This is a genomic window from Amycolatopsis sp. NPDC043889, assembly GCF_056435645.1.
In genome coordinates this window covers 122,505-147,768 of the sequence record NZ_JBWKEC010000008.1, presented here as the reverse complement: position 1 = coordinate 147,768, position 25,264 = coordinate 122,505, and the positions used below count along the sequence as shown (strand labels likewise).

The following is a 25,264-nucleotide window of genomic DNA, read 5'->3' as shown; positions in this document are numbered from 1 at the left end:
CGATGATCGGCCAGAGGTCGTCGACGACAGGAGAGCTGTGAAGCCGTACCCGTTCACCGCCGTTGTGGGGATGCCGGATCTGCGCCTGGCGCTGGTGCTTTCCTCGATCTCGCCCGCGGTCGGCGGAGTCCTGGTGCGCGGGGAGAAGGGCACGGCGAAGTCGACGATGGTGCGCGCGCTGGCCGGTCTGCTGCCCGGTGTCGACGTGGTGGACGCGTGCCGGTTCTCCTGCGACCCCGTCGAGCCCGATCCGGCCTGCCCCGATGGTCCGCACGCCGAAGGTTCGCCCGCGCACCGCCGTCCCGCGCGGCTCGTGGAGCTGCCGGTCGGCGCGGCGGAAGACCGCGTGATCGGTTCGCTGAACCTGGAACGCGCGCTCGCGGACGGCGTCACCGATTTCCAGCCCGGTCTCCTCGCGGCCGCGCATCGCGGGCTGCTGTATGTGGACGAGGTCAACCTCCTGCACGACCACCTGGTCGACACGCTGCTCGACGCCGCCGCCATGGGGCGCGCGACCGTCGAGCGCGAGGGTGTCTCGGTGTCGCACGCGGCCCGGTTCGTCCTGATCGGCACGATGAACCCCGAGGAAGGCGAACTACGGCCGCAGCTGCTGGACCGCTTCGGGCTCACCGTCGAGGTCGCGTCGAGCCGGGATCCCGAACTGCGGGTCGAGGTCGTCCGCCGTCGGCTCGCCTACGAGGCGGACCCCGACGGTTTCGCCGGCCAGTACGCCGCGGCCGACGCCGAGCTCGCCGCGGACATCGAAGCGGCACAACGGCTTCTGCCGTCGGTCAAACTGCCGGACGACGCGCTGCGGCAGATCGCGGAGGTCTGCGCGTCCTTCGAGGTCGACGGGATGCGCGCGGATATCGTGACCGCGCGGACCGCGGTCGCGCACGCCGCCTGGGCCGGGCGCACCGAGGTGACCACCGAAGACGTCCGGGTCGCGGCCCGGCTCGCGTTGCCGCATCGCCGTCGCCGCAATCCCTTCGACGCGCCCGGGATCTCCGAGGAGCAGCTGGAACAGGCGTTGCAGGACGCCGAACCGGAAGGCCCCGGTCCGGACGACGACGGCCCCGGTTCCGGTGCCCCTCCTGAGGGCGGCGAGGCTCCGCAGTCGGAGAGCGGCGGCCAGGAACCGTCGGGCGGCGGCAAGAACGGCGGCGACCAGAAGCCGGTCGGAGCCGGGGAAGCCTTTCGTGCCAGGCGTTTCGAGGTGAAGGGCACCGGTGAAGGCGCCGCCGGACGGCGGTCGAGGGCGATCACCGACAACGGCCGGACCATCGGCGTCCAGCCCGCCGGGACCAAGGACGGGCATCCGCATCTGCTCGCGACCGTCCGCGCGGCCGCGCCGCACCAGCGGTCCCGCGGCCGCAGTGGCGCCGGACTCGTGGTGCGACCGCAGGATCTCCGGTTCGCGCGGCGGGAAGGGCGCGAGGGCAACCTGGTGCTGTTCTGTGTCGACGCGTCCGGCTCGATGGGCGCGCGGCAGCGGATGCGCGAGGTCAAGACCGCCGTGCTGTCGCTGCTGCTCGACGCCTACCAGCGTCGCGACAAGGTGGGCTTGGTGACCTTCCGCGCCTCCGGTGCCGAACTCGCGCTCCCGCCGACCATCAGCGTCGATGCCGCCGCGTCCCGTTTGGACGGTCTCGCGACCGGCGGCCGTACGCCGCTGGCCGAGGGACTTCTCGAAGCGGTCCGGGTCCTGCGGATCGAAGCCCTCCGTGATCCGTTGCGGCGTCCGCTGCTCGTCGTCGTCACCGACGGCCGCGCGACCAGCGGTGCCGACGCCGTCCAGCGCGCCCGTCAGGCGGCCGGGTTGCTGGCCGGGAACGTGACCTCGATCGTGATGGACTGCGAGAGCGGGAAAATGCGGCTCGGGCTCGCCGCCGAACTGGCGGAACACCTTGGCGCGGAACATGTCCCGGTCGCCGAGGTCGCCGCGGACACCCTCGCGGGCGCCGTCCGTACTCATCTCTCGGGAAGGGCGGCGTAATGCCACAGGGCAAACCGGAAACGGTGCCGAACGACGGGCTCACCACCCGTCAGCGCCGCAATCGCCCGCTGCTCGCCGTGCACACCGGCGAGATGAAGGGCAAGTCCACGGCCGCGTTCGGGATGGCGCTGCGGGCGTGGAACCAGGGCTGGTCGATCGGCGTGTTCCAGTTCGTCAAATCGGCGAAGTGGCGCGTCGGCGAGGAAGCCGCGTTCCGCGCGCTCGGCAAGCTGCACGACGACACCGGACAGGGCGGCGCGGTCGAGTGGCACAAGATGGGCGAAGGCTGGAGCTGGGCGCGCAAGTCCGGTTCCGAAGAGGACCACGCCGCCAACGCCCGTGAGGGCTGGGCCGAGATCAAACGCCGGCTCGCCGCCGAAACCCACGACTTCTACGTCCTCGACGAATTCAGCTACCTGCTCAAATGGGGCTGGCTCGAAGTGGACGACGTCGTCTCGACGCTGACCGGACGCCCCGGGCACCAGCACGTGGTGATCACCGGCCGGTACGCGCCGCCGGAGCTGATCGAGGCGGCGGACCTGGTCACCGAGATGACGAAGGTGAAGCATCCGATGGACGCGGGGCAAAAGGGCCAGCGAGGCATCGAATGGTGAACCGCGTGGTCATCGCCGCGCCTGGATCCGGGCACGGCAAGACCACGATCGCCGCGGGCCTGATGGCGGCGCTGCGGGCGCGGGGGCTGAAGGTCTCCGGGCACAAGGTCGGCCCCGACTTCATCGACCCGAGCTACCACGCCCTCGCCACCGGACGGCCCCCGCGCAACCTCGACCCGTTCCTCCAGGGCGAGGATCGGCTGATCCCGATGCTGCGGCACGGTTCCGCCGGTGCCGACATCGCGGTCATCGAAGGTGTGATGGGCCTGTTCGACGGGGCGCTCGGCACCGAGGGCTACGCCTCGACCGCACACGTCGCCCGGTTGCTGGACGCGCCGGTGGTGCTCGTCGTGGACGCGTCGGCCGCGTCGCGCAGTGTCGCCGCGACCGTGCTCGGGTTCGCGCAGTACGACACCCGCGTCCGGCTCGCCGGCGTCATCCTCAACAAGCTGGGCTCGCAACGGCACGCGGACGAGATCGTCACCGCGCTGGAGGCGACCGGCGTCCCGCTGCTGGGAACGTTGTACCGCAACGAAGAGATCCACGCGCCCAGCCGTCACCTCGGCCTGGTCCCGGCGGCGGAACGGGCGAGCGAGTCGGAACGGCTGCTGCCGGAGCTGGCGGCATGGATCAGCGAGGGCGTGGACCTCGGCGCGGTCGTGCAGGTCGCCCGGTCGGCTTCGCGGCTGTCGGGGGAGCCTTGGCGGCCTCCGTTCGCGTATGACGGGCGCCGTACGGTGGTCGCCGCGGCGGCCGGTCCCGCGTTCACCTTCCGCTACACCGAGGCCGTCGAACTGCTCGCCGCCGCCGGTGTGGACGTCGTCGACGTGGATCCGTTGCAGGACAAGGAACTTCCCGAAGGCTGCGCCGGGCTGTACTTCGGCGGTGGCTTCCCCGAGGTCCACGCAGAAGAACTGTCGGCGAACGTCCCGCTACGGACCGCGGTCGCGCGGGCGGTCGGTGACGGAATGCCCGTCGTGGCGGAGTGCGCTGGACTGCTGTACCTGTGCCAGGACATCGACGGGACGCCGATGACCGGCGTCCTGGACGCCTCGGCCACCATGACGAAACGCGGAAAACTCGGCTACCGCAAGGCTTTCTCGCCCGCGGACAGCGTGCTCGCCGTCGCGGGGCAACGCGTCACCGGGCACGAATTCCACCGCACGATCATCGAACCCGGCAGCGGCCCGACACCGGCCTGGGGCTGGGATCGCACTCCCGACGGTTTCGCGTCGGCGTCACTGCACGCGTCGTACCTGCACGTCCATTGGGCGGGCTACCCCGAACTCGCCGAACGGTTCGCCACCGCGGTGCGCGCCCATGGCTGACTACGACCTCTGGCACCACGGCGATCGCGAGGTCGGTGAAGGTCTCGTCGATCTGGCGGTCAACGTCCGCCTCCCGGCGCCACCCGCTTGGCTGCGCGCTGAACTGGCGGCGGCCCTGGGCGATCTCGCCGCCTATCCGGACGTCACCGCCGCTGTGGTGGCGGTGGCGCGGCGACACGCTTTGCCGGAGTCCCAGGTGCTGGTGACCTCCGGCGCGGCCGAAGCCTTCACACTGCTGGCCACGGCGTTGCGGCCGTCGTGTGCGGTGGTCGTGCACCCGCAGTTCACCGAACCCGAGGCCGCTCTGCGCGCGGCCGGTCATCCCGTGCACCGGGTGCTGCTGTCACCCGACGACGGCTTCCGGTTGGGCGGGGTCCCGGAGGAGGCGGACCTGGTCTTCGTCGGGAACCCCACGAACCCGACTTCCGTGCTGCACCCGGCCGCGGACCTGCTCGCGCTGGGCCGCCCCGGCCGGCTGGTCGTCGTCGACGAGGCCTTCCTCGACGCCGTCCCCGGCGAGACCGAAAGCGTTGCGGGACAACCGGGTTTCGCCGTCCTCCGCAGCCTGACGAAGACGTGGGGGATCGCCGGTCTGCGCGCCGGATACGTACTGGCGGACGAGTCCGTTGTGGACAGCCTGCGCGCGGTCCAGCCCCCGTGGTCGGTGTCGTCGCTCGCCGCCGTCGCCGTGGTGGCGTGCTGTCGTCCTGCCGCGCTGGAGGAAGCCGAAAAGCTGGCGGTGGCGGCGGAAGCGGATCGGGAGTACCTGGTTTCGGGCCTGACCGTGCTGGGGGTCGAGGTGCTGGGGGAGCCGCGGGGTCCTTTCGTGCTCGTGCGGCTCCCTGGCGCCGACGGTGTCCGGGAACGGTTGAGGGAGAACGGTTTCGCCGTCCGTCGGGGGGACACCTTCCCGGGGCTGGACGCGCGGTACTTGCGGATCGCGGTGCGGGACCGGGAGACGGTGGACGCGTTCTTGGGTGCGTGGCGGGTCGTGAGTGACGTTTCGGGTTCTAACCCGAAACGCCACTCACGACCCGCGCACGACAGTGGTTGGATGAGCCGGTGAACTTCGCGATCGGCGTCTTCGATCTCTTCGCCTACACCATCCCCGGCGCGCTGTACGTCGCGTTCTTCGGCTATCTCGGGACGAAACTCCACATCCTGACCGCGGCGAGCATCGGTGGCGTGCCCACCGTGGTGCTGGTCGTCGTGATCGTGCTGCTGAGCTTCCTGCTGGGCTATTTGGCCTATCCGCTGGGTGAGGCGCTGGAGCGGATCGTGCCGCGACGGCGGAGCCGGGACGCGGCGAAGGAGTTCGTCCGCCGGATGCCCGCGGCGAAGGACCGCCCGTTCCTGAAGGAGAACCCGCATCTCCTGCTGTGCGCGCTGCAACTGCAGGACAAGGAGGTCGCGGCCGACGTCTCGCGGGTGCGCGCGTCCGGTCTCATGGTGCGCAACTGCGCGCCGCCGTTGCTGTTCGGCGCCGTCGCCGCGATCGTCGAGATCTTCGCGGGCAAACGTCCGTTCATCGCCGCCGGGATCGCGGTGCTGCTCGTGTTCGCGTCGCTCACCTTGGTCACGCAGGGACGGAAATTCGGTCTCTGGGCCGGGATGAAGACCTTCGAGCTGTGCTTCTGGTTGCCGGACATCGACGAGAAACTGGCGGCTCCTCAGAAGGACGAAGCCAGCAAGACCCCCGCGACGGCGACCTCGACGCAACCCCCGAGCACGTCCCCGGTGACCCCGCCCAGCCGCTGAACGCACCGCGCCAGCAACGCCGCCGCGGCCAGGTACCCCAACGCCACCGCGGCGAGCCCTTGCCACCACGGGAGTACCAGCGCCGACGCGCCCACGAGCACGGCGAACACCACCGTCGCCGTCCACACCGGCACCGAACCGGCGACGGTCGCGCCCAGTCCTTCCGGCCGGGCCGAGGGGACGCCGCGCGCGCAGCACAGCGAGAGCACCCCGCGTCCGGCGATGACCGCCGTCGCGACCGCCGCGATCCCGTGCCCGGCCGAGATCGCCCCGGCCAGCGCGCCGGTCTGCACGAGCAACGTCAGCACCAGGGTCGCGATCCCGGTCGGCCCGGAATCGCCGCGCCGCATGACGTCCAGCGCCCGCACGCGGTCGTACGAAGCACCGAGCCCGTCCGCCGTGTCGGCGAGCCCGTCCAGATGAAGGCCGCGGCTGCCCAGCGCCACCGCGCCCAACGCGAGTGCCGCCGACGCGAACGCGGGCAGACCGACCAACTCGCCCAGGAAAACGAGCACCGAGGCGACGGCCGCGAGCGGCACGACGGCCAGCGGGGCGAGCACCATCGCGCCGCCCGCCACCCGCCGGTCGATCACCCCCGGCGCCGGCACCCGGACGGTGGTCAGGGTGCCGACGGCCATCTTCAGCGCGTCGGCGATCAAGCCAGATCCGCCAGCAGGCCCATGTCCGCGAGGATCGCCCGCGCCGCCCTCAGCGTCGGCACCGCCTGCACGGCACCGCTGCCCTCGCCGAGCCGCAGCCCGAGGTCGAGGATCGGCTCCAGCCCGAGCGCCTTCAACGCGAACGCCTGCGACGGTTCGGTCGACCGGTGCCCGGCCAGCCACCACCGCTCGGCACCCGGCGCGATCTCGCGGGCGATGAGCGCCGCGGCTCCGGAGAAGACGCCGTCGAGCAGTACCGGAACCCCGCGGACCGCGGCCTGCACGAGAAAGCCCGCCGTCGCGGCGAGACAAGCGCTGCCGAGCGCGGTCAGCACCGCGAAGGGATCCTTCAGCGCTCCGGCCCGCGCCAGCGCGGCCTCGACGACCGCGACCTTCCGCGCGCGACCGTCCTCGTCGATCCCGGTCCCCGTGCCGACGACCTCTTCCGCCGCCAGGCCGAGCACCGAAGCGACCACGGCCGCGCAGATCGTCGTGTTGCCGATCCCCATGTCGCCGGGGATGAGCAGATCCGCGCCGCCGTCGATCTCCTCGTCCGCGATCGCCAGCCCATGGTCGAACGCCGTCCGCGCCTCGCCCTCGGCGAGCGCGTCCTCGACGTCGATCGCACCGGACCCCCGCCGGACCTTGTGCGCGGTGACCTCGGCTGGCACGTCCGCGCCGTCCCAATCCACCGCGATGTCGCACACCCGCACCGTCGCCCCGGACAGCTTGGCCAGCACGCCGACGCCGCTCTTCCCGGCCAGGAACACCCGCACCATCGCCGCGGTGACCTCGCGCGGATACGCCGACATCGCGGAAACCCCGTGGTCCCCGGCGAACACGACCACGCGGACGTCGTCGAGCGGCCGTGGCGGGACGACGCCGTGCGCGGCGCTCAGCCAGGCGGCCAGGTCTTCGAGCCGTCCGAGCGAACCCAGCGGCTTGACCAGGCCGTCCAGTCTGGTGCGCGCCGCGGCTTCGGCGGCGGCGTCCGGGATGGCGATACGCATGGCAGCTCCTAAGGCAGGTCGAGCATCCGTCCGGCGACGACCAGCACGGTCCGGTCGGACACGGCGGACACCCGGTTGTTCACCGCGCCCAGCACATCACGGAACACGCGTCCGGACACCGTCGCGGGCACCACACCGCTGCCGACCTCGTTGCTGACCGCGATCACCGGCACGGAGGCCTGCTCCCACGCCGCCAGGAAGTCCTCCAGCCGGTCGTCGAGCCGCCGTTCCCAGCCCTTGCGTTGCTCCCAGGCGCCGACCTCGTCGAGCACCCGGCTGATCCACGTGCCGAGACAGTCGATGAGCAGCGGATGCGTCGCCGTGCGCAGCACCGTGGCCAGGTCGGTGGTCTCCACCGTCTTCCAGTGGCCCGGCCGCCGTGCGCGGTGCGCGGCCACCCGGGCGGCCCATTCGGGATCTTCGGCGCTCGGCGGCAGCCCGGGCGCGATGTAGGTCAGGTGCGGGTGGCGGGACGCGAGCCGCTCGGCGTGGTGTGACTTCCCAGAGCGGACGCCGCCCAGTATCAGCACCTTGCCGTCGTCGCGCGAATAGCGGCGAAGTGCCCGCGCGAGGGTCTCCAGGACCTTCGCGAGGCGATGCGTCAGCTTGGTCATACCCCGCATTCTCGTGCACGCGCTACGGTTCGCCACGTGCCACTCCGACAAGCCGCCACCGCAGCCGGACTCGTGACCGGTTACGTCGCCGACGCAGTGTTCGGAGATCCACGGAGGAGGCATCCGGTCGCGGGCTTCGGGCGGGCCGCGCAAGCCCTCGAACAGCGGGTTTACGCCGATTCGAAGGTGCGGGGCGCGGCGTACACCGCCGTCTGCGCGGGCACCGTCACCGGATTGGGGGTCGCGGCCCAGTTCTTGACCCGGAAGCGTCCGTTCGCGCGCTTCGCGCTCACCGCGGCGTCCACTTGGGTGGTTCTGGGCGGCAAGGGGCTCGCGGCCGAGGGCACCCGCATGGCCCGGTTGCTCGACGACGGCGACCTGCCTGCCGCGCGGCAGCGGCTCTCGCATCTGTGCGCCCGCGACGCCACCGGGCTCGACACCGGACAACTCGCGCGGGCGACCACCGAGTCCATCGCCGAGAACACCTCGGACGCGGTCATCGCGCCGCTGCTGTGGGGGGCGGTCGCCGGGATCCCCGGCCTGCTGGGTTACCGCGCGCTGAACACGCTCGACGCGATGGTGGGCTACCGGTCCCCGAAGTACGCCAACTTCGGCTGGGCGTCGGCGAGAACCGATGACCTGGCGAACCTGGTGCCGTCCCGGGTCGGCGCGGCGCTCACCGTGGCGTCGGCGCCACTGGCCGGCGGTTTCGCCAAACCCGCCTTCCGGATCTGGCGGCGCGACGGGAAGCACCATCCGAGCCCCAACGCGGGCCAGGTCGAGGCCGCCTTCGCCGGCGCGCTCGGGATCAGGCTGGGTGGGACGAACAGCTACGGCGGACGCACCGAACGCCGCGGCGTCCTCGGCGACGGCCGCGAGCCGGAACCGGTGGACGTGCGCCGCGCGGTCCGGTTGTCGAGGGCGGTCGGTCTCGCCGCGCTCGCCGTCGCGGTGGCGGTCACGCGGTGAGCGGCCTGCTCGTCGCGGGGACGACGTCGGACGCGGGCAAGAGCCTGGTCACCGCCGCGTTGTGCCGCTGGCTCGCGCGCCGGGGCGTGCGCGTCGCGCCGTTCAAGTCCCAGAACATGTCGAACAACTCGATGGTGTGCGCGGACGGCGCCGAGATCGGCCGCGCGCAATGGCTCCAGGCGCGGGCGGCCCGCGTCGAACCCGAAGCCGCGATGAACCCGGTGCTGCTGAAACCGGGGAGCGATCGCCGCAGCCACGTCGTCGCGCTCGGGAGACCGTTCGGCACGCTGGAAGCGGGGGAGTACGCCACGGGGCGGGAAGGCCTCGCCGAAATCGCCTTCGACACGTTTTCTTCGTTGCGACGACGCTTCGACGTCGTGCTGTGCGAAGGCGCGGGCAGCCCGGCTGAGATCAACCTGCGCGAAGGCGACTACGTCAACATGGGGCTGGCGCGGCGCTTCGGCCTGCCTGTGGTCGTCGTCGGCGACATCGACCGCGGGGGCGTCATGGCCGCGATGTTCGGCACCCTCGCCCTGCTGTCCGCCGAAGACCAGGCGCTGGTTTCGGGCTGGCTGGTCAACAAGTTCCGCGGTGACGTCGGCCTGCTGCGGCCGGGACTGGAGACGCTGGAAAAGCTCACCGGCCGCGAGGTCTTCGGCGTGCTGCCCTGGCTCGACCAGGTGTGGATCGACTCGGAGGACGCGCTCGCCGCCGCGGGGTGGGGCGCTTCGGGTGGGTCGCTCCGGGTCGCCGTCGTGCGGTTTCCGCGTGCCTCCAACGCGACCGACGTCGACGCGCTCGCCGCCGAGCCCGGGGTCTCGGTCGCGCTGACCGCCGATCCGGACACGGTCCTTTCCGCCGACGTGGTGATCCTGCCGGGTTCCCGCGCGACCGTGGACGACCTGGCGTGGCTGCGTGCGCGCGGCCTGGCGGACGCCGTGCGGACGCGGGCCGAGGCAGGGCGTCCGGTGCTGGGGATCTGCGGCGGCTATCAGATGCTGGCCGCCGAGATCGAGGACGACGTCGAGTCCGGCGCCGGAACGGTACCCGGTCTCGGTCTGCTGCCCACCAGCGTCTCGTTCAGCCCGGACAAGGTGCTGGCCCGCCCGACGGGTTCCTGGCGCGGGCAACCCGTGGAGGCGTACGAAATCCACCACGGCACCGTGACCGCCACCGGCCCCGCCGAGTCCTTTTTGGACGGATACCGGCAGGGCGCGGTGTGGGGCACGATGTGGCACGGAGCCTTCGAGAACGATGGTTTCCGCCGCGCTTGGCTGGGCGAGGTGGCGGACTGGTCACCCGCCGCCGGGGCACCGGGTTTCGGCGCGTTGCGGGAGAGCATGCTGGACCGGCTCGCCGACGCCGTCGAGGAACACGTCGACATCGAGGCTCTGCTGCGGCTGATAGAGAAGGGTGCCGACGGCGGCCTGCCGTTCGTGCCGCCCGGCGTCCCCTGACGCATTTAGTCCTCTGAATGCGGTCCTTGCGCACGCAACTACCGCATTCAGAGGACTAAATGCTAGCTAACCCGCACGGTGTCTTTACGCCCCAACGCCTTCTCGGCCAAGGCGCCGAAGGTCAGGCCGAGCGCGGTCCAGAGCACCACCTGCGTCCCGACCGACGCGAGCCGGAACGTCCACAGCGTGGAACCCGGGAACCCGTCGGGGACTTCGTCGATCGACGGCAACAGCGCCGCCGCCACCCCGATCAGCACTACGTACCCGCCCGCGGCGATCAGGCCGCCGCGCCAGGCGCCGAGCTTGTCGGCCAGCTTCCGGCCGAACGCCGCCGCGAGGATGCCGACCAGCAGCGAAAGCGCGACGAAACCGAAGTACAGCGAAGTCCGGCTTCCGATCGTGCCCGCCTGACCGACCGCGGGCGGATTCCCCGGGTACTTCAGGAACGGCACCAGGAACACGACCACGAAGGCGCCACCGGCGAGCAGAGCCGCGGTCACCCGCGGCCGCAAAGTGCCGAGGCGCCCGTAGACGAAGGCGAACGCGAGCGAGAACAGCCCGCCGACGGCGACCCCGTACAGGCCGACGCCGGTCAGCAGGCCCACGGTGCTCTGCACACCACGGGTGACGAGCTCTTCCTCGGCCTCGGCCGGGGCGTGTTCATGGGCACCCGGAGCACTGTGCGAATGAGTGGCGGTGCCTTCGAGACCGATGGCGGTATCGACCGAAGGCTCGCCGAAGAAGTACGCGAAAAGGGTCGCCAGGACACCGGCGACCAGGCCCGCGAGCATGCCGCGGACCAGCAAGGTCCTCATCATGGGGCGCGTGCCGCCTAGTGGCACGGGAAGGCCAGCAGATGCCGGCCGTCGTGGACGAACTCGTGGACGTACGAGTTCGCGAACACCGACACCGCGCCCTGCTCGGCGCTGATGAAGTACAGCGTGATCAGCGAAAGGAGGATGACGAGCACCGCCCAGGGCAGGATCTCGCGGACGGGGATCCGGACGGGGACGGGTACTGCGGCTACCGCTTCGGACATGGCGGTGGGACCTCCTCGGGCTAGCGCGGCCTCTTCAGGGGTGTCACGACGGCTCCGGGTCTGGCTTCCCCGATGGCTCGGGGTCACAGTGGCGCGACCGCGCGGATTCTCACCGCGTTCCGGGTGCCGTCGTCTGGCCGACCGAGCGTAGGTCGCCACGAAGCGTCCGGTCAATGTGACGGAACCCGATCGGCGCAGGCTCGTGACGTCACGGGCATCCACCGATCGGTTGATGGGGGCTCCACCGTCGCCCGCCTCAGCCGTGGCCACGCGGTTGATTCGGCGGACCCCCGCCGCGCGGCATGGTCTTCGTATGGCAATCATCGAGGTGGAAGACCTCGTCAAACGCTACGGCGACCACACCGCGGTGAACGGGGTCGGTTTCGCCGTCGAGCAGGGCGAGATCTTCGGCATTCTGGGCCCCAACGGGGCAGGCAAGACCACGACGGTCGAGTGCGTCGAGGGGCTGCGCGTCCCGGACGGCGGGACCATCCGGGTCTGCGGGATCGACCCGCGAAGCGAAACCGGCGAGCTGCGGCAGCTGCTCGGCGCGCAACTGCAGGAAAGCGAGTTGCCGGACAAGCTCAAGGTCGGCGAGGCGATGGAGCTGTACGGCTCCTTCTACCGTGAACCGGCCGACTGGCGGGAGCTTCTCGGCATCCTCGACCTGACCGCCAAGATCGACACCCAGTTCCGCAGGTTGTCCGGCGGACAGAAGTAACGGCTGTCGATAGCGCTCGCGCTGATCGGCAACCCGAGGGTGGCGGTGCTCGACGAGCTCACCACCGGCCTGGACCCGCAGGCGCGCCGTGACGCGTGGGGCCTGATCGAGCGCGTCCGCGACCGCGGCGTCACGATCCTGCTGGTCACGCATTTCATGGAGGAAGCCGAACGACTGTGCGACCGGCTCGCGGTGATCGACGCCGGCCGCGTCGTCGCGCTCGACACCCCGGCCGGGCTGGTCGCCGGCGTCGACGACCGGCAACGCATCCGGTTCCGTCCGTCCGCCCCGCTGGACCACTCCGTGCTGACCGCGCTGCCCGAGGTCACCTCGGTCGACCGCGCGGGCGACCAGCTCGTCGTGACCGGCACGGGCAACCTGCTGCTCGCCGTCACCACCGTGCTCGCCCGCAACCAGGTCACCGCGGCCGGCCTGCGGGTCGAGCAGGCGTCGCTGGACGACGCGTTCGTCGCGCTCACCGGCCGCACCATCGACTCCTGAGGAGAACACCATGTCCGCCCTCGCCCGGCTCACCGTCGCCGAGACCAAACTCTTCTTCCGCGAGCCGATGCTCGTGTTCTTCGTGCTCGCGTTCCCACCGCTCCTGCTCGTCGTCCTCGGCGCGTTCCCCGCGTTGCGAGAACCCAGCGCGGACCTCGGCGGCGCCAGGGCGATCACCCTGTACCTGCCGATCATCGTCACGATGGGGCTCGCCATGTTCGCGCTCAACAGCGTGTCCCAGCTGCTCGCCACCTACCGGGAGAAGGGGGTGCTGCGGCGCATGCGGACCACCCCGGTCAAACCGCACGTCATGCTCGGCGCCCAGCTGCTGATGTCCACGATCATGTCCGTGGCGACGATGCTGGTCGTGCTGGCCATCGGCAGGGTGATGTACGACGTGGGCCTGCCCCGGCAGCTCTTCGCGTACCTGATCGCCTATCTGCTGACGGCGCTGGCGATGTTCGCGATCGGCCTGCTGGTCGCCTCCGTCGCGCCGACCGGCAAGAGCGCGGGCGCGATCGGGACCCTGCTGTTCTTTCCGATCCTGTTCTTCGCCGGTCTCTGGGTGCCGCGCGCCGAGATGAACGACGTCCTGCGGACGATCAGCGACTTCACTCCGCTGGGTGCGGGCGTGCAATCATTGCAGGACGCCGCCGCCGGTCACTGGCCGCAACCACTGCAGGTGGCGGTCTTGCTGGGGTGGACGATCACTGCAGGCGGGCTGGCCGCCCGGTACTTCCGCTGGGAGTGAGTCGTGGGCATCGAAGCGGAGCTGCGTGCGGAGTTCGACCGCTGGGAACGGGTCGAGACGAAGGTCTTCAACGTCCTTCCGTACGTCCTGCTGGCGATCGGCGTGCTCATCGCGGTGCTGCTGCCGATCTGGCGGGTGCCGGTACACCTGCCGACAGTGCTCACGCTTTCGGCCGCGATCCTGGCCTGGACCTTCTGGTTCCACACGCTTCATCCGGAATGGCACCGGAACGGCCCGCTGATGGGCCTGTACTACACGGGCCTGATGGTGCTGACGGCCTGCCTGGTCGCGGTCGCGCCGTGGTACGGCCTGTTCGCCTTCATCGGCTACCCCCAGGCGTTCCATTACCTGAAAGGCCGCTGGCGGTACGCCGGGGTCGCCGCCACGTCCGTGATCTCGGCGGTGGCGTACCTGGGCGGGCTGACCGGGATCCGGGACGAGAACATGTGGGCGGCGTGGGCGGCGCTCAGCGTGATCATCACCGTGCTGGCCGGGGCTTTCTCCCGGATCGCCGAGCAGTCGGACCAGCGCAACCTCAAACAGAAGCAGGCGCTCGCCGAGCTGAACGAGGCGAACACCAGGCTGGAGGCGGCGCTGGAGGAGAACGCCGGCCTGCACGCCCAGCTGCTGGTCCAGGCCAGGGAGGCCGGGGTGCTCGACGAGCGGCAGCGGATCGCCAGGGACATCCACGACACCTTGGCCCAGGGCCTGGCAGGCATCCTCACCCAGCTCCAGGCCGCCGAGCAGACCCTGGACGAGCCTCCGGTGCTGCACCGGCACGTGACGAACGCGATGAACCTCGCGAGGGAGAGCCTGACCGAGGCACGCCGGACGGTGCACGCGGTGCAGCCGGAGCCACTCGCCGAGGGCAGGCTCCAGGACGCGATCGGCGAGGTGACCAGGCGCTGGTCGGAGGTGAACCACATCGAGGCGGTGCTGACCACCACCGGCGACCCCCGGCCGATGCACGCCGATGTCGAGGTGACGCTGCTCCGGGCCGCGCAGGAAGCACTGGCCAACGTGGCCAAGCACGCGAAGGCGGGCCGAGTCGGCCTGACCCTGTCGTACATGGAGGATCTGGTGACGCTCGACGTGCGTGACGACGGTGTGGGCTTCGAACCCACCGCCAAGCGCGCCAACGGTTCCGCCGACGGAGGGTTCGGGCTGACCGGTATGCGCCAGCGCGTGCAGCGCCTCGCCGGCCGCCTCGACATCGAGTCGGAGCCGGGCGGGGGCACCGCGATCTCGGCGTCCGTACCGGCGATCCCGGCCGGAGCGGAGCAGTGATCTCGCTGCTGATCGTCGACGACCATCCCGTGGTACGGGACGGACTGCGGGGCATGTTCAGCGCAGACCCGCGCTTCGATGTCCTCGGCGAGGCCGGGGACGGCGAGGAGGCCATCACCGCCGGGGTGAAGCTCCGTCCCGACGTGATCCTCATGGATCTGCGGATGCCCCGGATCGACGGCGTCACCGCCATCGAGGAGCTGGCGAAACGCGGGGTGACTTCGCGGATCCTCGTGCTCACCACCTACGACACGGACAGCGACGTGCTGCCCGCCATCCAGGCCGGTGCCACCGGCTACCTGCTGAAGGACGCGCCGAGGGAAGAACTGTTCCGCGCGGTGGAGGCGGCCGCGCAGGGGAAGGCGATGCTTTCTCCCGCCGTCGCGACCCGGTTGATGGGCCAGATGCGGCAGCCGACTTCAGGCCCGCTCTCACACCGTGAACTGGAAGTCCTGGAACTGATCGCCCAGGGCTCGACGAATCGTGAGGCCGCGAAGAGGCTGTTCATCAGCGAAGCGACGGTGAAGACCCACCTGCTGCACGTGTACGCGAAACTCGGCGTCAAGGACCGGGCGGCGGCCGTGGCCACGGCGTTCTCCCAGGGGTACCTGACACCGCGCGGCTGATGGCGCGGCGTCGGCGGAATCCTTGCGGTCCGCGGCGGGGCGCATGCCAAAATCCAGCTATGACACCTGCGGTGGCGGCACTCGATGTCGGCGGAACGTCCATCAAGGCGGCCCTGTACGACGCGGACCTGAAAGACCTCGCCAGCCTGCGCGAGCCGACGGCCCGCGGAGCGGACGGCGAGGCGCTCGCGGACCAGGTCGCGCGGATCGTGGAAACGCTGGGCAAGCAGGCGGGGACCGGGACGCCGGACGCCGTCGGCGTGGTCATCCCCGGCATCGTCGACGAAGTCGGGCGAGTGGCCCGGTTCTCGGCGAACCTCGACTTCCGGAACGTGCCGTTCGGCGAGATGCTCGACCGCAGGCTGGGGCTGCCGTTCGCGTTCGGGCACGACGTCCGCGCCGGCGGGCTCGCGGAGTTCCGCGTCGGCGCGGGCAAGGGCTGCACCGACGCCGCCTTCATCCCGGTCGGCACCGGGATCGCGGCCGCGCTCCAGCTCGACGGGAAGCTGTACGCCGCGGGCGGGCAAGGCGGCGAGATCGGGCATATCGACGTCGGCCACCGGCTGCCGTGCGGGTGCGGCGCGACGGGATGTCTCGAGGCGATCTCCTCCGCGTCGGCCATCGCCCGCCGCTACAGCGAGCACACCGGACGGCCCGCCGACGGCGCCGAGCAGGTGGTCGACGCCGCCCGGCACGGCGACGAGGCCGCGATCTCCGTGGTCAACGACGCGCTCGAAGGGCTCGGCCACGGCATCAAGACCCTGGTCACGCTGTTGGCGCCCGAAGTCGTCGTCCTCGGTGGCGGCCTGTTCACCGCGGGCGACTACGTCCTCGAACCCGTACGCGCGTGGCTGGCGGCGAACCTGCAGTTCCAGCGGATGCCCGAACTGCGGATCGCGCAGCTCGGCGACGAGGCGGGCAGGCTCGGCGCGGCGCTGCTGGCGCTGGACCGGCTCAAGCCTTGACCACGCGCACGCCTTCCTCCTCGAAGGCGTGCACCCGCTCCGGATCCGCGCGGCCATCGGTGACGAGAACGTCGACGTCGGTGGTCGCGCAGATCTTCGCGAAGGCGTGACCGCCGAGTTTCCCGCTGTCGGCGAGCACGACGACCTGCCGGGCACGGGCGGCCATCAGCCGGTTCGTGCTCGCGTCGCCCTCGTGATGCGCCTGCGCGCCGTGCACCGGGTCGAAGGCGTCCACCCCGAGGAACACCAGATCGAGCGAGATCTGGTCGAGGAACAGGTGCGACAGCGGCCCGGACAGGTCGAACGACTGCTGCCGTGCGACCCCGCCGGTCACCACGATCTTGATATTGGGCCGGACGGCGAGTTCGTGGGCGATGTTGAGCGCGTTCGTCACCACGGTGAGCGACGGCCCTCCGGTCGGCTCGCCCATGTCCGGCCGGGTCGCGAGCGCGCGGCCCACTTCGGTGCTCGTGGTGCCGCCGTTGAGGCCGACCACCATGCCGGGGTCGACCATTCTGGCCGCGGCGGCGGAAATCCGTTGCTGTTCGGGCGCGTTGCGCGCCGCCTTGTGCCGCAACGGAAGGTCGTAGGCGACGTTGCTCGCCACGGCGCCGCCGCGGGTGCGGACCACGAGATTGCGCCCGGCCAGGTGATCGAGGTCCCGGCGGATCGTCGCGGGGGAGACACCGAGTTCGCCCGCCGAAACCTCGACGTCGACTTTTTCCCGCTCTCCCACCATGTCCAATAATGCCGTGAGTCGTTCATGCCGATTCATCCCCAGCTCCCTCCCCGAAGCCCGATGTCGCTTACCGCACCGGACAAAGTACTACGCGTCGCGAAAGGGGCAGGCTCGGGACGCCGGGAGAAAGCTAAATGGGCGGGCGCCGGCCACCCCCAGTGTGACCGGCGTCCGCCCGGTGGCCGGTACGCCCAGGACCGGCCCGTTTCGCAGGCTATCTCCGCCGACTCCAAACTGATATCCGCTTTACGCCCGTTTCGGTGACGTTTAGCGGATAACCCGATCAGCCCTTGCCGCCGAGCCCGCGCAGGAACGCGAGCGACGGCATGAAGAAGTAGTCGCCGCCCTTCAGTGTCACCGACTGCGGGATCGGATCCGCGGTCACCGTGCGGTCGCCCGCCCATTCCGTGGTGTAGACGGATTCCGGCCGCGGGCCCTGGCCGATGACCGGGTCGAGGCCCGGCGGCTTGACCCCGGCGGGCGGGATCGGGAACCCCGGGTTGTTCGACCAGGTCGCCTGGGTGAACTCGAACTGGTTGCCCAGCACCGAATTGAACGCCATGAACAGCAGCCCGACGCCGCCGCTGGGCCGGGCCGACGGTGGCAGGTCGGCGTTCGGATCGTCGGCTCGTTCGCCGTAGGGCACGCCCCGCCGCGCCATCAGGTGCAGGCGTTCCTGCGGCGGCTGTTCCGCGCCTCCGCTGCCGCGCGGGTTCGTCTTCCGGATATGGGCTTGGAAGGGGCATTTGGCGCCGGCGGCGTCACTTCCGTAGTCGAAGTTGTTCGGTACCGGACTTTCCGCACCCTCTTCCCGTTGCGCGGTCAGCGGGGTGCCGTCTTCGAAACGGCCGACGATCATCGCGCCCGCCCGTTCCCGGTCTTCGCCGACGAGGCCCAATTGATCCGCCAAATCCTCCTCGGACTGCTTGAATCGCCGCACATTCTGTTCCAGTTTGCGGAAAACGAAGTAGCTGCCGAAATGCACTCCTGGATCGGGGGCGGCGTGATCCGGGACGAGCACCTGGTTCAGCGGAGCGGTCGGATCCCAGACTCCGATGCCGTCCGTTTCCGTCTTTTCCGCGTGGATGTCCTCGACCAGGAAGAGCGGCTGGCTCCGGCCGTCGACGTAGCCGAAATGTTCGATTCCGTTCCCGTTGGCGTTCACCCGCCCGAGTCCGGTTTCCTCGGCGACGACGGAAACCGTCGACGGAATCAGTGCCAGAACCTCGTTCCGGCGCGCGGTCATCGGAGCGTCCTCGGCGTCGCCGATGATGACGACCGCGTGGATCTCGTCGTGGTATCCACCGTCGAACGTGGAGCGCGGCGGGTCGTTCAGCTTCTCGCGGGTCTCCTGCGCACGCATGCCGAGACGGAACGATGCGTCTTGCGGCACCTCGATTTTCAGGAACCGGTAGCCGGCCGCGGTCAGTCCGGTGCCGACGTAGGGCGCCCCCTTCACCCCTTCGGTTTTGAAGCGCTCGACCTCGGTCAGGTGGGTCTTCGCGGACTTCATCAGCGGGACGAGCGACGCGAGGAACTTCATCGCGTCCTGGACCTCCGAAAAACGGAGGAACAGTGCGGAAAAATGGTCGCGAGCGTGTGCTTTGAGGATGTTCGGCTGTAGTTCGTCGAGCATCTTCGCGGCGTCGCCGGTCGCGGTCTTCCATTCCAAGGGCATGGTCAGATCGACGGACATGGCAAGGAACCCCCTCCTTGAGAACCCGTCCGGCGGCCCCGGCAGGTCTGATGCCGGTCGCCGTGCGGGTCTTACCCTTGATACAACCGATACCGAAAGCTCGCTGTCATCACCCGTAACTACACTCTTTCGGCGGTTCTTTCACTCGAAAGGACCAGTGTGCCGATCACGCCCCGCATTTAGTCCTCTGCATGCGGTGGTTGCGCACGCAACTACCGCATGCAGAGGACTAAACGCGCGAGGGAGTAACACGCGTGAAGGCCCCCTTCCCCTTGGGTTCACCCAAGGGGAAGGGGGCCTTCACGCGCTAAAAGCGGCCTAGGTGAGCGGCCGGTCGGTCGGCGCGATCGGGGCGGGCAGCACGTCTCGCCCGGTGAGGAACGCGTCCACCCCGGCCGCGGCGGAGCGGCCTTCGGCGATCGCCCACACGATGAGCGACTGGCCTCGGCCCATGTCGCCCGCCACGAACACGTTGTCGACGCTGGTCTTGAAGGACTTGTCGCGGGCGACGTTGCCGCGCTGGTCCAGTTCGACGTCGAGCGACTCCAGCAGGCCTTCCCGCTCCGGGCCGACGAAGCCCATCGCGAGCAGCACCAGCTGCGCGGGCAGTTCGCGTTCCGTGCCTTCGACCGGGACGAACTTGCCGCCCTCGTTGCGCACCTCGACCAGCTTCAGCGCGCGCACGCGCCCGCCCGCGTCGGCCAGGAACTCCTGGGTGTTGACCGAGTACAGCCGCTCGCCACCCTCTTCGTGCGCGGAAGAGACGCGGTAGATCATCGGGTACGTCGGCCACGGGTGCGCGTCGGACCGCGAAAGCGGCGGCTTCGGCATGATCTCCAGCTGCGTCACCGACTTCGCGCCCTGGCGGTGCGACGTCCCGACGCAGTCCGCGCCGGTGTCGCCACCGCCGATGACCACGACGTCGAGGCCTTCGGCGTTGATCGGCGAGACGTCCAGCTCTCCGGCGGCGACCCGGTTGGCGTGCGGCAAGAACTCCATCGCCTGGTGGATACCGGCGTGCTCGCGGCCGGGGATCGGCAGGTCGCGCCACGCGGTCGCGCCGCCGGCGAGGACCACGGCGTCGTAGGACGACTTGAGCTCCTCGACGGTGAGGTCGACGCCGACGTTCACCGAGGTCCGGAACTCCGTGCCCTCGGCCCGCATCTGGTCGAGGCGCCGGTCGAGCCGGTGCTTCTCCATCTTGAATTCGGGGATGCCGTAGCGCAGCAGCCCGCCGATCTTGTCGGCCCGCTCGAAGACCACGACGCTGTGGCCCGCGCGCGTGAGCTGCTGCGCCGCGGCGAGTCCCGACGGGCCGGATCCGACCACCGCCACCTTCTTGCCGGTCTTGACGACCGGCGATTCCGGCGTGACCCAGCCTTCTTCGAAGGCCCGGTCGATGATCGAGATCTCGACCCGCTTGATGGTGACGGGATCGTCGTTGATCCCGAGCACACACGCCGTCTCGCACGGCGCCGGGCAGAGGGTCCCGGTGAACTCCGGGAAATTGTTGGTCGCGTGCAACCGCTCGGCCGCGTCGCGCCAATCGTCACGCCAGGTCAGCGTGTTCCACTCGGGGATGAGGTTCCCGAGCGGGCAGCCCTGGTGACAGAACGGGATGCCGCAGTCCATGCAGCGTCCGGCCTGCTTCTGCAGCTTCGACGTCGCGAAGTCCTCGTACACCTCGCGCCAGTCCATCAGGCGCAGGTCGACGGGACGGCTCTTGGGCGTCTCGCGAGTGGTGGTCAGAAAGCCCTTGGGGTCAGCCATGTGCGGCCTCCATGATCGCCTCGTTCACGTCACGCCCGTCGCGCTCGGCCTCAGCCTGCGCCGCGAGCACGCGCTTGTAGTCCTTCGGCATGACCTTGCCGAACCGGTCGACGGCGGCGTCCCAATCGGCGAGCAGCGCACGCGCGACCGCGGACTCCGTTTCGTCGTAATGCTTTTCGAGCGCCTCGCGCAGGAAGTCCACATCGGACGAATCCAGCGGGTCGACGTCGACCATCTCCGGGTTGATCCGGTGCGCGGGCAGGTCCAGCACGTAGGCGACGCCGCCCGACATCCCGGCCGCGAAGTTGCGGCCCACGCTGCCGAGCACGACGACACGGCCGCCGGTCATGTACTCGCAGCCGTGGTCGCCGACGCCCTCGACGACGGCCAGCGCGCCCGAGTTTCGCACGCAGAACCGCTCGCCGACCTTGCCGCGGATGAAGATCTCGCCGCTGGTCGCGCCGTAGCCGATCACGTTGCCCGCGATGATGTGCTCTTCGGCGTTGTACCGCGCCACCTTCGGCGGCCGCACGATGAGCCGTCCACCGGAGAGGCCCTTGCCGACGTAGTCGTTGCCGTCACCGTAGAGCCGCAGCGTGATGCCCTTGGGCACGAACGCGCCGAACGACTGACCGGCGGTCCCGGTGAAGGTGACGTCGATCGTGTTGTCCGGCAGGCCTTCGCCGCCCCACCGCTTGGTGAGCTCGTGGCCGAGCATGGTGCCCACGGTCCGGTTCACGTTGCGGACCGGCAACTCCAGCCGCACCTTGTCCCCGGAGGACAGCGCGCCCTCGGCGAGCTGGATCAGCGTGTTGTCGAGCGCCTTCTCCAGCCCGTGGTCCTGCACCGTCTGCTGGTGCCGCAGTCCGGCCGGGGCCATGTCGGGCACGTGGAAGATCGGCGACAGGTCGAGCCCGGCGGCCTTCCAGTGGTCGATCGCCTTGCGCTTGTCGAGCATCTCCGCGTGGCCGACGGCCTCGGCGATGGACCGGAAACCCAGCTCAGCCAGGTACTCCCGGACCTCCTGGGCGATGAACTCGAAGAAGTTCACCACGTACTCCGCCTTGCCGCTGAACTTCTCACGCAGCTTGGGGTTCTGCGTCGCGACACCGACCGGGCAGGTGTCGAGGTGACACACCCGCATCATGATGCAGCCGGAGACCACCAGCGGCGCGGTCGCGAAACCGAACTCCTCGGCGCCGAGCAGCGCGGCGATGACGACGTCACGGCCGGTCTTGAGCTGGCCGTCGGTCTGCACGACGATGCGGTCACGCAGCCGGTTGGCCAGCAGCGTCTGCTGCGTCTCGGCGAGCCCGAGTTCCCAGGGGCCGCCCGCGTGCTTGATCGACGACAGCGGGGAAGCACCCGTGCCACCGTCGTGCCCGGAGATGAGCACGACGTCCGCGTGCGCCTTGGACACACCGGCCGCGACCGTGCCGACGCCGACCTCGGACACGAGCTTCACGTGGATACGCGCGGCCGGGTTGGCGTTCTTGAGGTCGTGGATCAGTTGGGCGAGATCCTCGATCGAGTAGATGTCGTGGTGCGGCGGCGGCGAGATCAGCCCGACACCCGCCGTGGAGTGCCGCGTCTTCGCGATCCACGGGTACACCTTCGCGCCGGGCAGCTGGCCGCCTTCGCCGGGCTTCGCGCCCTGCGCCATCTTGATCTGGATGTCGTCGGCGTTGACCAGGTACTCGCTCGTGACGCCGAACCGGCCGCTCGCGACCTGCTTGACCGCGCTGCGGCGCTCGGGGTCGTAGAGCCGCTCCGGATCCTCGCCGCCCTCACCGGTGTTCGACTTGCCGCCGAGGCGGTTCATCGCGATGGCCAGGGTTTCGTGCATCTCCGCCGAAATCGAGCCGTAGGAGATCGCGCCGGTGGCGAACCGCTTGACGATCTCGGAGACCGGTTCGACCTCCTCGATCGGCACGGCGGGCCGCTGCCCGATCTTGAAGTCGAACAGCCCGCGCAGCGTGTACAGCTTCTGCGCCTGGTCGTCGACGGCCTTCGTGTACTCCTTGAAGACCTCGTACTTCCCGGCACGGGTGGAGTGCTGCAGCTTGAACACCGTCTGCGGGTTGAACAGATGCGGCTCACCCTCGCGGCGCCACTGATAGTCCGAGCCGGTCTCCAGCTCGCGGTGGTTCGCGCGGAAACCGTCGCGCGGGAACGCCCGGCGGTGCCGCTCGGCGACTTCCAGCGCGAGCGTGTCGAAGCCGACGCCGCCGAGCCGGGAAGTGGTGCCGGTGAAGCAGTTCTGGATGACCTCGTCGCCGAGCCCGACCGCTTCGAAGATCTGCGCGCCGGTGTAGGAGGCCACTGTGGACACTCCCATTTTCGACATCGTCTTGCGGACGCCCTTGCCCAGTGCCTTGATCAGGTTCGCAGTCGCCTGCTTCGCGGTGACGCCGGGGATCAGGCCCTGGTCGGCCATCTCCTCGACGGTCGCCATCGCCAGGTATGGGTTCACCGCCGCGACGCCGTAGCCGACCAGCAGTGCGATGTGGTGCACCTCGCGCGCGTCGCCCGCCTCGACGATGAGGCCGACCTGCGTACGGGTCTTCTCGCGCACCAGGTGGTGGTGCACCGCGCCGGTGAGCAGCAGTGACGGGATACCCGCGTGGTCCTCGTCGATGCCGCGGTCGGAGAGCACGATCAGCCGCGCGCCCTCGGCGATGGCCGCGGACACCTCGGCCCGGATCTCGTCGAGCCGCCGCACGAGCGCCTCGCCGCCGCCGTGGACGTCGTAGGTGCCGTGCACGGTGACGGCCTGGAACTCTGGCAGATCGCCGTCGTCGTTGACGTGCACGAGTTTGGCGAACTCGTCGTTGTCCAGCACCGGGAAGGGCAGCACGATCCGGCGGCACGACGACGCGTCGGCCGTCAGCAGGTTCGGCTGCGCGCCGAGCTGGGTGCCGAGCGCGGTGACCAGTTCCTCGCGGATCGCGTCCAGCGGCGGGTTGGTCACCTGGGCGAAGAGCTGGATGAAGTAGTCGAAGATCAGCCGCGGGCGGCTGGACAGCGACGCGATGGGGGAGTCGTTGCCCATCGAGCCGATCGGCTCCGCGCCGGTGCGGGCCATCGGCTGGAGCAGGACGTCGAGTTCTTCTTCGGTGTAGCCGAAAGCCTGCTGGCGGCGCACGAGCGCGGCGTGCGGCGGGATCTCGCGCTCACGTTCGGGAAGCCCGTCGAGCGGGAGCAGCCCGTCCTCGACCCATTCGTCGTACGGGTGCTCGGTGGCGAGCCGGTCCTTGATCTCCTCGTCCTCGACGATCCGGCCGGCGGCCGTGTCCACGAGGAACATGCGGCCCGGCTCCAACCGTCCTTTCCGGACGATCGTGGACTGCTCCAGTTCCAGCACGCCGACCTCGCTGGCGAGGACGACGAGGCCGTCTTCGGTGACCCAGTACCGGGCGGGGCGCAGGCCGTTGCGGTCGAGCACCGCGCCGATCTGGGTGCCGTCGGTGAAGGAGACCAGCGCCGGGCCGTCCCACGGTTCCATCAGCGTCGAGTGGAACTCGTAGAACGCGCGGCGCGCGGGGTCCATCTCCTGATGGTTCTCCCAGGCCTCCGGGATCATCATCAGCACCGCGTGCGGCAGCGGGCGTCCGCCGAGGTGGAGCAGCTCCAGCACCTCGTCGAAGGACGCCGAGTCGCTCGCGCCGCGGGTGATGATCGGGTAGATCCGCTTGATATCACCCGGGATCAGGTCGGATTCGAGCAGCGCCTCACGCGCGTCCATCCAGTTCCGGTTGCCGCGCAGGGTGTTGATCTCGCCGTTGTGGGCGACGTACCGGTACGGGTGCGCCAGCGGCCACGACGGGAAGGTGTTGGTGGAGAAGCGGGAGTGCACCAGGCCGATGGCGCTGGTGACGCGCTCGTCGGTGAGGTCGGCGAAGAACTTCTCGACCTGCGGCTCGGTGAGCATTCCTTTGTAGACGATCGTGCGCGAGGACAGGCTCGGGAAGTAGACGTCGTCCTCGACGAGCGCGTGCTCGGCGCGTTTGCGCACCACGAACGCGGCGCGTTCCAGGGCGAGGCCCTCCAGCGCGTCCTGTCCGGCAAGGAACAGCTGGCTGAAATACGGCATGGTCTCGGCCGCGCCGGTGCCGACGTGTTCGGTGTGGACGGGAAGGTCACGCCAGCCGAGGACGCGCATGCCCTCTTCGGCGGCGACGCGCTCGATGGTCGTCATCGCCCGGCCACGGGCGTTTTCGTCCTGTGGAAGGAAAGCCGTGCCGACGGCGTACGCGCCGGGCTCGGGAAGGTCGAAGCCGACGACGTCGCGATAGAACTCGTCGGGGACCTGGATGAGGATCCCGGCACCGTCGCCGGTCTCCGGGTCGGCGCCGCGAGCCCCGCGATGTTCCAGGTTCCGCAGCGCGATCAGCGCTTTGGCGACGATGCCGTGATCGCGTTTACCGGAGAGATCGGCGACGAACGCGACACCGCAGGCGTCGTGCTCGAACTCCGGGTCATACAGGCCTTCGGGGGCCTTGCTGCCCTTGTAGCTGGCATGGTGGGTCACGGCTGGCCGCCTCCCAAGGCGTCGGCGCGACCGGTACCACTCCGTTCGGGTGGTTCGTGCGTGAACCAGTTAACGGAGTGGTCCGGGACCGCGATGGTCAGTCGAGAGGGAACGATCCCGCCCGCGGAAACGGGGGCAGGCCTCGTAGAGCCGCACTGCACTGGGCGGCCGATGCGCATATCGGTACTGCTGTGCACGTGGGTGCCGTCTGGCCACTGTGGTGGGCGGCTGAC

The 25,264-nt window shown here is 70.1% G+C and carries 20 protein-coding genes and 1 pseudogene; 12 read left to right on the top strand and 9 right to left on the bottom strand.

The window, feature by feature from the left end:
* Nucleotides 1–37: 37 nt before the first annotated feature.
* Genes AC0685_RS17955 through AC0685_RS17935 form a run of 5 tightly spaced genes read left to right on the top strand, consistent with a single transcriptional unit; the run spans nt 38 to nt 5,696 of the window.
* A complete protein-coding gene (locus AC0685_RS17955; RefSeq protein WP_478226536.1) occupies nt 38–1,996 on the top strand; it encodes a putative cobaltochelatase in 1,959 nt (652 codons plus the stop codon).
* Nucleotides 1,996–2,610 (top strand): cob(I)yrinic acid a,c-diamide adenosyltransferase, encoded by a 615-nt coding sequence (gene cobO, locus AC0685_RS17950; protein WP_478226535.1) that lies wholly within the window; start codon nt 1,996–1,998, stop codon nt 2,608–2,610. Before AC0685_RS17955 ends, cobO begins: the two co-directional genes overlap by 1 nt.
* Nucleotides 2,604–3,938 (top strand): cobyrinate a,c-diamide synthase, encoded by a 1,335-nt coding sequence (locus tag AC0685_RS17945; protein ID WP_478226534.1) that lies wholly within the window; start codon nt 2,604–2,606, stop codon nt 3,936–3,938. Before cobO ends, AC0685_RS17945 begins: the two co-directional genes overlap by 7 nt.
* A complete protein-coding gene (gene cobC / locus AC0685_RS17940) occupies nt 3,931–5,004 on the top strand; it encodes an Rv2231c family pyridoxal phosphate-dependent protein CobC (RefSeq protein WP_478226533.1) in 1,074 nt (357 codons plus the stop codon). Before AC0685_RS17945 ends, cobC begins: the two co-directional genes overlap by 8 nt.
* Complete coding sequence (locus AC0685_RS17935; RefSeq protein ID WP_478226532.1) at nt 5,001–5,696, top strand: hypothetical protein; 696 nt, start codon at nt 5,001–5,003, stop codon at nt 5,694–5,696. The genes cobC and AC0685_RS17935 overlap by 4 nt, the downstream gene beginning before the upstream one ends.
* Here AC0685_RS17935 and AC0685_RS17930 read toward each other — a convergent pair.
* The 3 genes from AC0685_RS17930 to AC0685_RS17920 are packed head-to-tail and all read right to left on the bottom strand — an operon-like array spanning nt 5,609 to nt 7,979.
* Nucleotides 5,609–6,355, bottom strand: a complete 747-nt coding sequence (locus AC0685_RS17930) for an adenosylcobinamide-GDP ribazoletransferase (protein WP_478226531.1) — start codon at nt 6,353–6,355, stop codon at nt 5,609–5,611. The genes AC0685_RS17935 and AC0685_RS17930 overlap by 88 nt on opposite strands.
* Entirely contained in the window at nt 6,352–7,365 is a 1,014-nt protein-coding gene (gene cobT, locus AC0685_RS17925; RefSeq protein WP_478226530.1) for a nicotinate-nucleotide--dimethylbenzimidazole phosphoribosyltransferase, read from the bottom strand. Before cobT ends, AC0685_RS17930 begins: the two co-directional genes overlap by 4 nt.
* A gap of 8 nt (nt 7,366–7,373) precedes the next feature.
* Nucleotides 7,374–7,979, bottom strand: coding sequence for a bifunctional adenosylcobinamide kinase/adenosylcobinamide-phosphate guanylyltransferase (locus AC0685_RS17920; protein WP_478226529.1), 606 nt, complete (start codon nt 7,977–7,979; stop codon nt 7,374–7,376).
* A gap of 36 nt (nt 7,980–8,015) precedes the next feature.
* Here AC0685_RS17920 and AC0685_RS17915 point away from each other — a divergent pair, with 36 nt between their 5' ends.
* Nucleotides 8,016–8,948 (top strand): cobalamin biosynthesis protein, encoded by a 933-nt coding sequence (locus AC0685_RS17915; RefSeq protein ID WP_478226528.1) that lies wholly within the window; start codon nt 8,016–8,018, stop codon nt 8,946–8,948.
* Nucleotides 8,945–10,405: a cobyric acid synthase gene (locus tag AC0685_RS17910; RefSeq protein WP_478226527.1), complete on the top strand. Its 1,461-nt coding sequence runs from the start codon at nt 8,945–8,947 to the stop codon at nt 10,403–10,405. Before AC0685_RS17915 ends, AC0685_RS17910 begins: the two co-directional genes overlap by 4 nt.
* Before the next feature lie 62 nt (nt 10,406–10,467).
* Here AC0685_RS17910 and AC0685_RS17905 read toward each other — a convergent pair whose 3' ends face one another.
* Nucleotides 10,468–11,223, bottom strand: coding sequence for a CbtA family protein (locus tag AC0685_RS17905; protein ID WP_478226526.1), 756 nt, complete (start codon nt 11,221–11,223; stop codon nt 10,468–10,470).
* A 14-nt stretch (nt 11,224–11,237) separates the two neighbouring features.
* Complete coding sequence (locus AC0685_RS17900) at nt 11,238–11,444, bottom strand: CbtB domain-containing protein (RefSeq protein ID WP_005162643.1); 207 nt, start codon at nt 11,442–11,444, stop codon at nt 11,238–11,240.
* Nucleotides 11,445–11,757: 313 nt separating this feature from the next.
* Between AC0685_RS17900 and AC0685_RS17895 the strand changes: the two are divergent.
* The 5 genes and pseudogenes from AC0685_RS17895 (at nt 11,758) to AC0685_RS17875 (ending at nt 16,295) form a co-directional block, all read left to right on the top strand.
* Nucleotides 11,758–12,666 (top strand): annotated as a pseudogene (locus tag AC0685_RS17895) (ABC transporter ATP-binding protein).
* A 10-nt stretch (nt 12,667–12,676) separates the two neighbouring features.
* On the top strand, nt 12,677–13,417 hold the full coding sequence (locus tag AC0685_RS17890) for an ABC transporter permease (RefSeq protein WP_478226525.1): 741 nt from the start codon (nt 12,677–12,679) through the stop codon (nt 13,415–13,417).
* Nucleotides 13,418–13,420: 3 nt separating this feature from the next.
* Nucleotides 13,421–14,704 carry a sensor histidine kinase gene (locus tag AC0685_RS17885; RefSeq protein ID WP_478226524.1) on the top strand — a complete coding sequence of 428 codons (1,284 nt, stop codon included), beginning with the start codon at nt 13,421–13,423 and terminating at the stop codon, nt 14,702–14,704.
* The gene (locus AC0685_RS17880; RefSeq protein ID WP_478226523.1) at nt 14,701–15,330 is read left to right on the top strand and encodes a response regulator; all 630 of its coding nucleotides are present in this window, start codon (nt 14,701–14,703) and stop codon (nt 15,328–15,330) included. The genes AC0685_RS17885 and AC0685_RS17880 overlap by 4 nt, the downstream gene beginning before the upstream one ends.
* A gap of 71 nt (nt 15,331–15,401) precedes the next feature.
* Nucleotides 15,402–16,295, top strand: coding sequence for an ROK family protein (locus AC0685_RS17875; protein WP_478226670.1), 894 nt, complete (start codon nt 15,402–15,404; stop codon nt 16,293–16,295).
* Here the strand turns inward: AC0685_RS17875 and AC0685_RS17870 are convergent.
* From AC0685_RS17870 to gltB, 4 genes are all read right to left on the bottom strand, one after another.
* Nucleotides 16,285–17,070, bottom strand: coding sequence for a DeoR/GlpR family DNA-binding transcription regulator (locus AC0685_RS17870; RefSeq protein ID WP_034312927.1), 786 nt, complete (start codon nt 17,068–17,070; stop codon nt 16,285–16,287). The two genes, AC0685_RS17875 and AC0685_RS17870, sit on opposite strands and share 11 nt — an antisense overlap.
* Before the next feature lie 247 nt (nt 17,071–17,317).
* Nucleotides 17,318–18,730 carry a Dyp-type peroxidase gene (locus AC0685_RS17865; protein ID WP_478226522.1) on the bottom strand — a complete coding sequence of 471 codons (1,413 nt, stop codon included), beginning with the start codon at nt 18,728–18,730 and terminating at the stop codon, nt 17,318–17,320.
* Nucleotides 18,731–19,048: 318 nt separating this feature from the next.
* A complete protein-coding gene (locus tag AC0685_RS17860) occupies nt 19,049–20,500 on the bottom strand; it encodes a glutamate synthase subunit beta (RefSeq protein WP_478226521.1) in 1,452 nt (483 codons plus the stop codon).
* The gene (gltB, locus tag AC0685_RS17855; RefSeq protein ID WP_478226520.1) at nt 20,493–25,031 is read right to left on the bottom strand and encodes a glutamate synthase large subunit; all 4,539 of its coding nucleotides are present in this window, start codon (nt 25,029–25,031) and stop codon (nt 20,493–20,495) included. Before gltB ends, AC0685_RS17860 begins: the two co-directional genes overlap by 8 nt.
* Nucleotides 25,032–25,264: the final 233 nt, after the last annotated feature.

Bases quoted from the DNA above. Each gene is read 5' to 3' on its own strand.
- cobO (WP_478226535.1), top strand. From the start codon at position 1,996: ATGCCACAGGGCAAACCGGAAACGGTGCCGAACGACGGGCTCACCACC.
- AC0685_RS17945 (WP_478226534.1), top strand. From the start codon at position 2,604: ATGGTGAACCGCGTGGTCATCGCCGCGCCTGGATCCGGGCACGGCAAG.
- cobC (WP_478226533.1), top strand. From the start codon at position 3,931: ATGGCTGACTACGACCTCTGGCACCACGGCGATCGCGAGGTCGGTGAA.
- cobT (WP_478226530.1), bottom strand. From the start codon at position 7,365: ATGCGTATCGCCATCCCGGACGCCGCCGCCGAAGCCGCGGCGCGCACC.
- AC0685_RS17920 (WP_478226529.1), bottom strand. From the start codon at position 7,979: ATGACCAAGCTGACGCATCGCCTCGCGAAGGTCCTGGAGACCCTCGCG.
- AC0685_RS17905 (WP_478226526.1), bottom strand. From the start codon at position 11,223: ATGATGAGGACCTTGCTGGTCCGCGGCATGCTCGCGGGCCTGGTCGCC.
- AC0685_RS17900 (WP_005162643.1), bottom strand. From the start codon at position 11,444: ATGTCCGAAGCGGTAGCCGCAGTACCCGTCCCCGTCCGGATCCCCGTC.
- AC0685_RS17890 (WP_478226525.1), top strand. From the start codon at position 12,677: ATGTCCGCCCTCGCCCGGCTCACCGTCGCCGAGACCAAACTCTTCTTC.
- AC0685_RS17870 (WP_034312927.1), bottom strand. From the start codon at position 17,070: ATGAATCGGCATGAACGACTCACGGCATTATTGGACATGGTGGGAGAG.
- AC0685_RS17865 (WP_478226522.1), bottom strand. From the start codon at position 18,730: ATGTCCGTCGATCTGACCATGCCCTTGGAATGGAAGACCGCGACCGGC.
- AC0685_RS17860 (WP_478226521.1), bottom strand. From the start codon at position 20,500: ATGGCTGACCCCAAGGGCTTTCTGACCACCACTCGCGAGACGCCCAAG.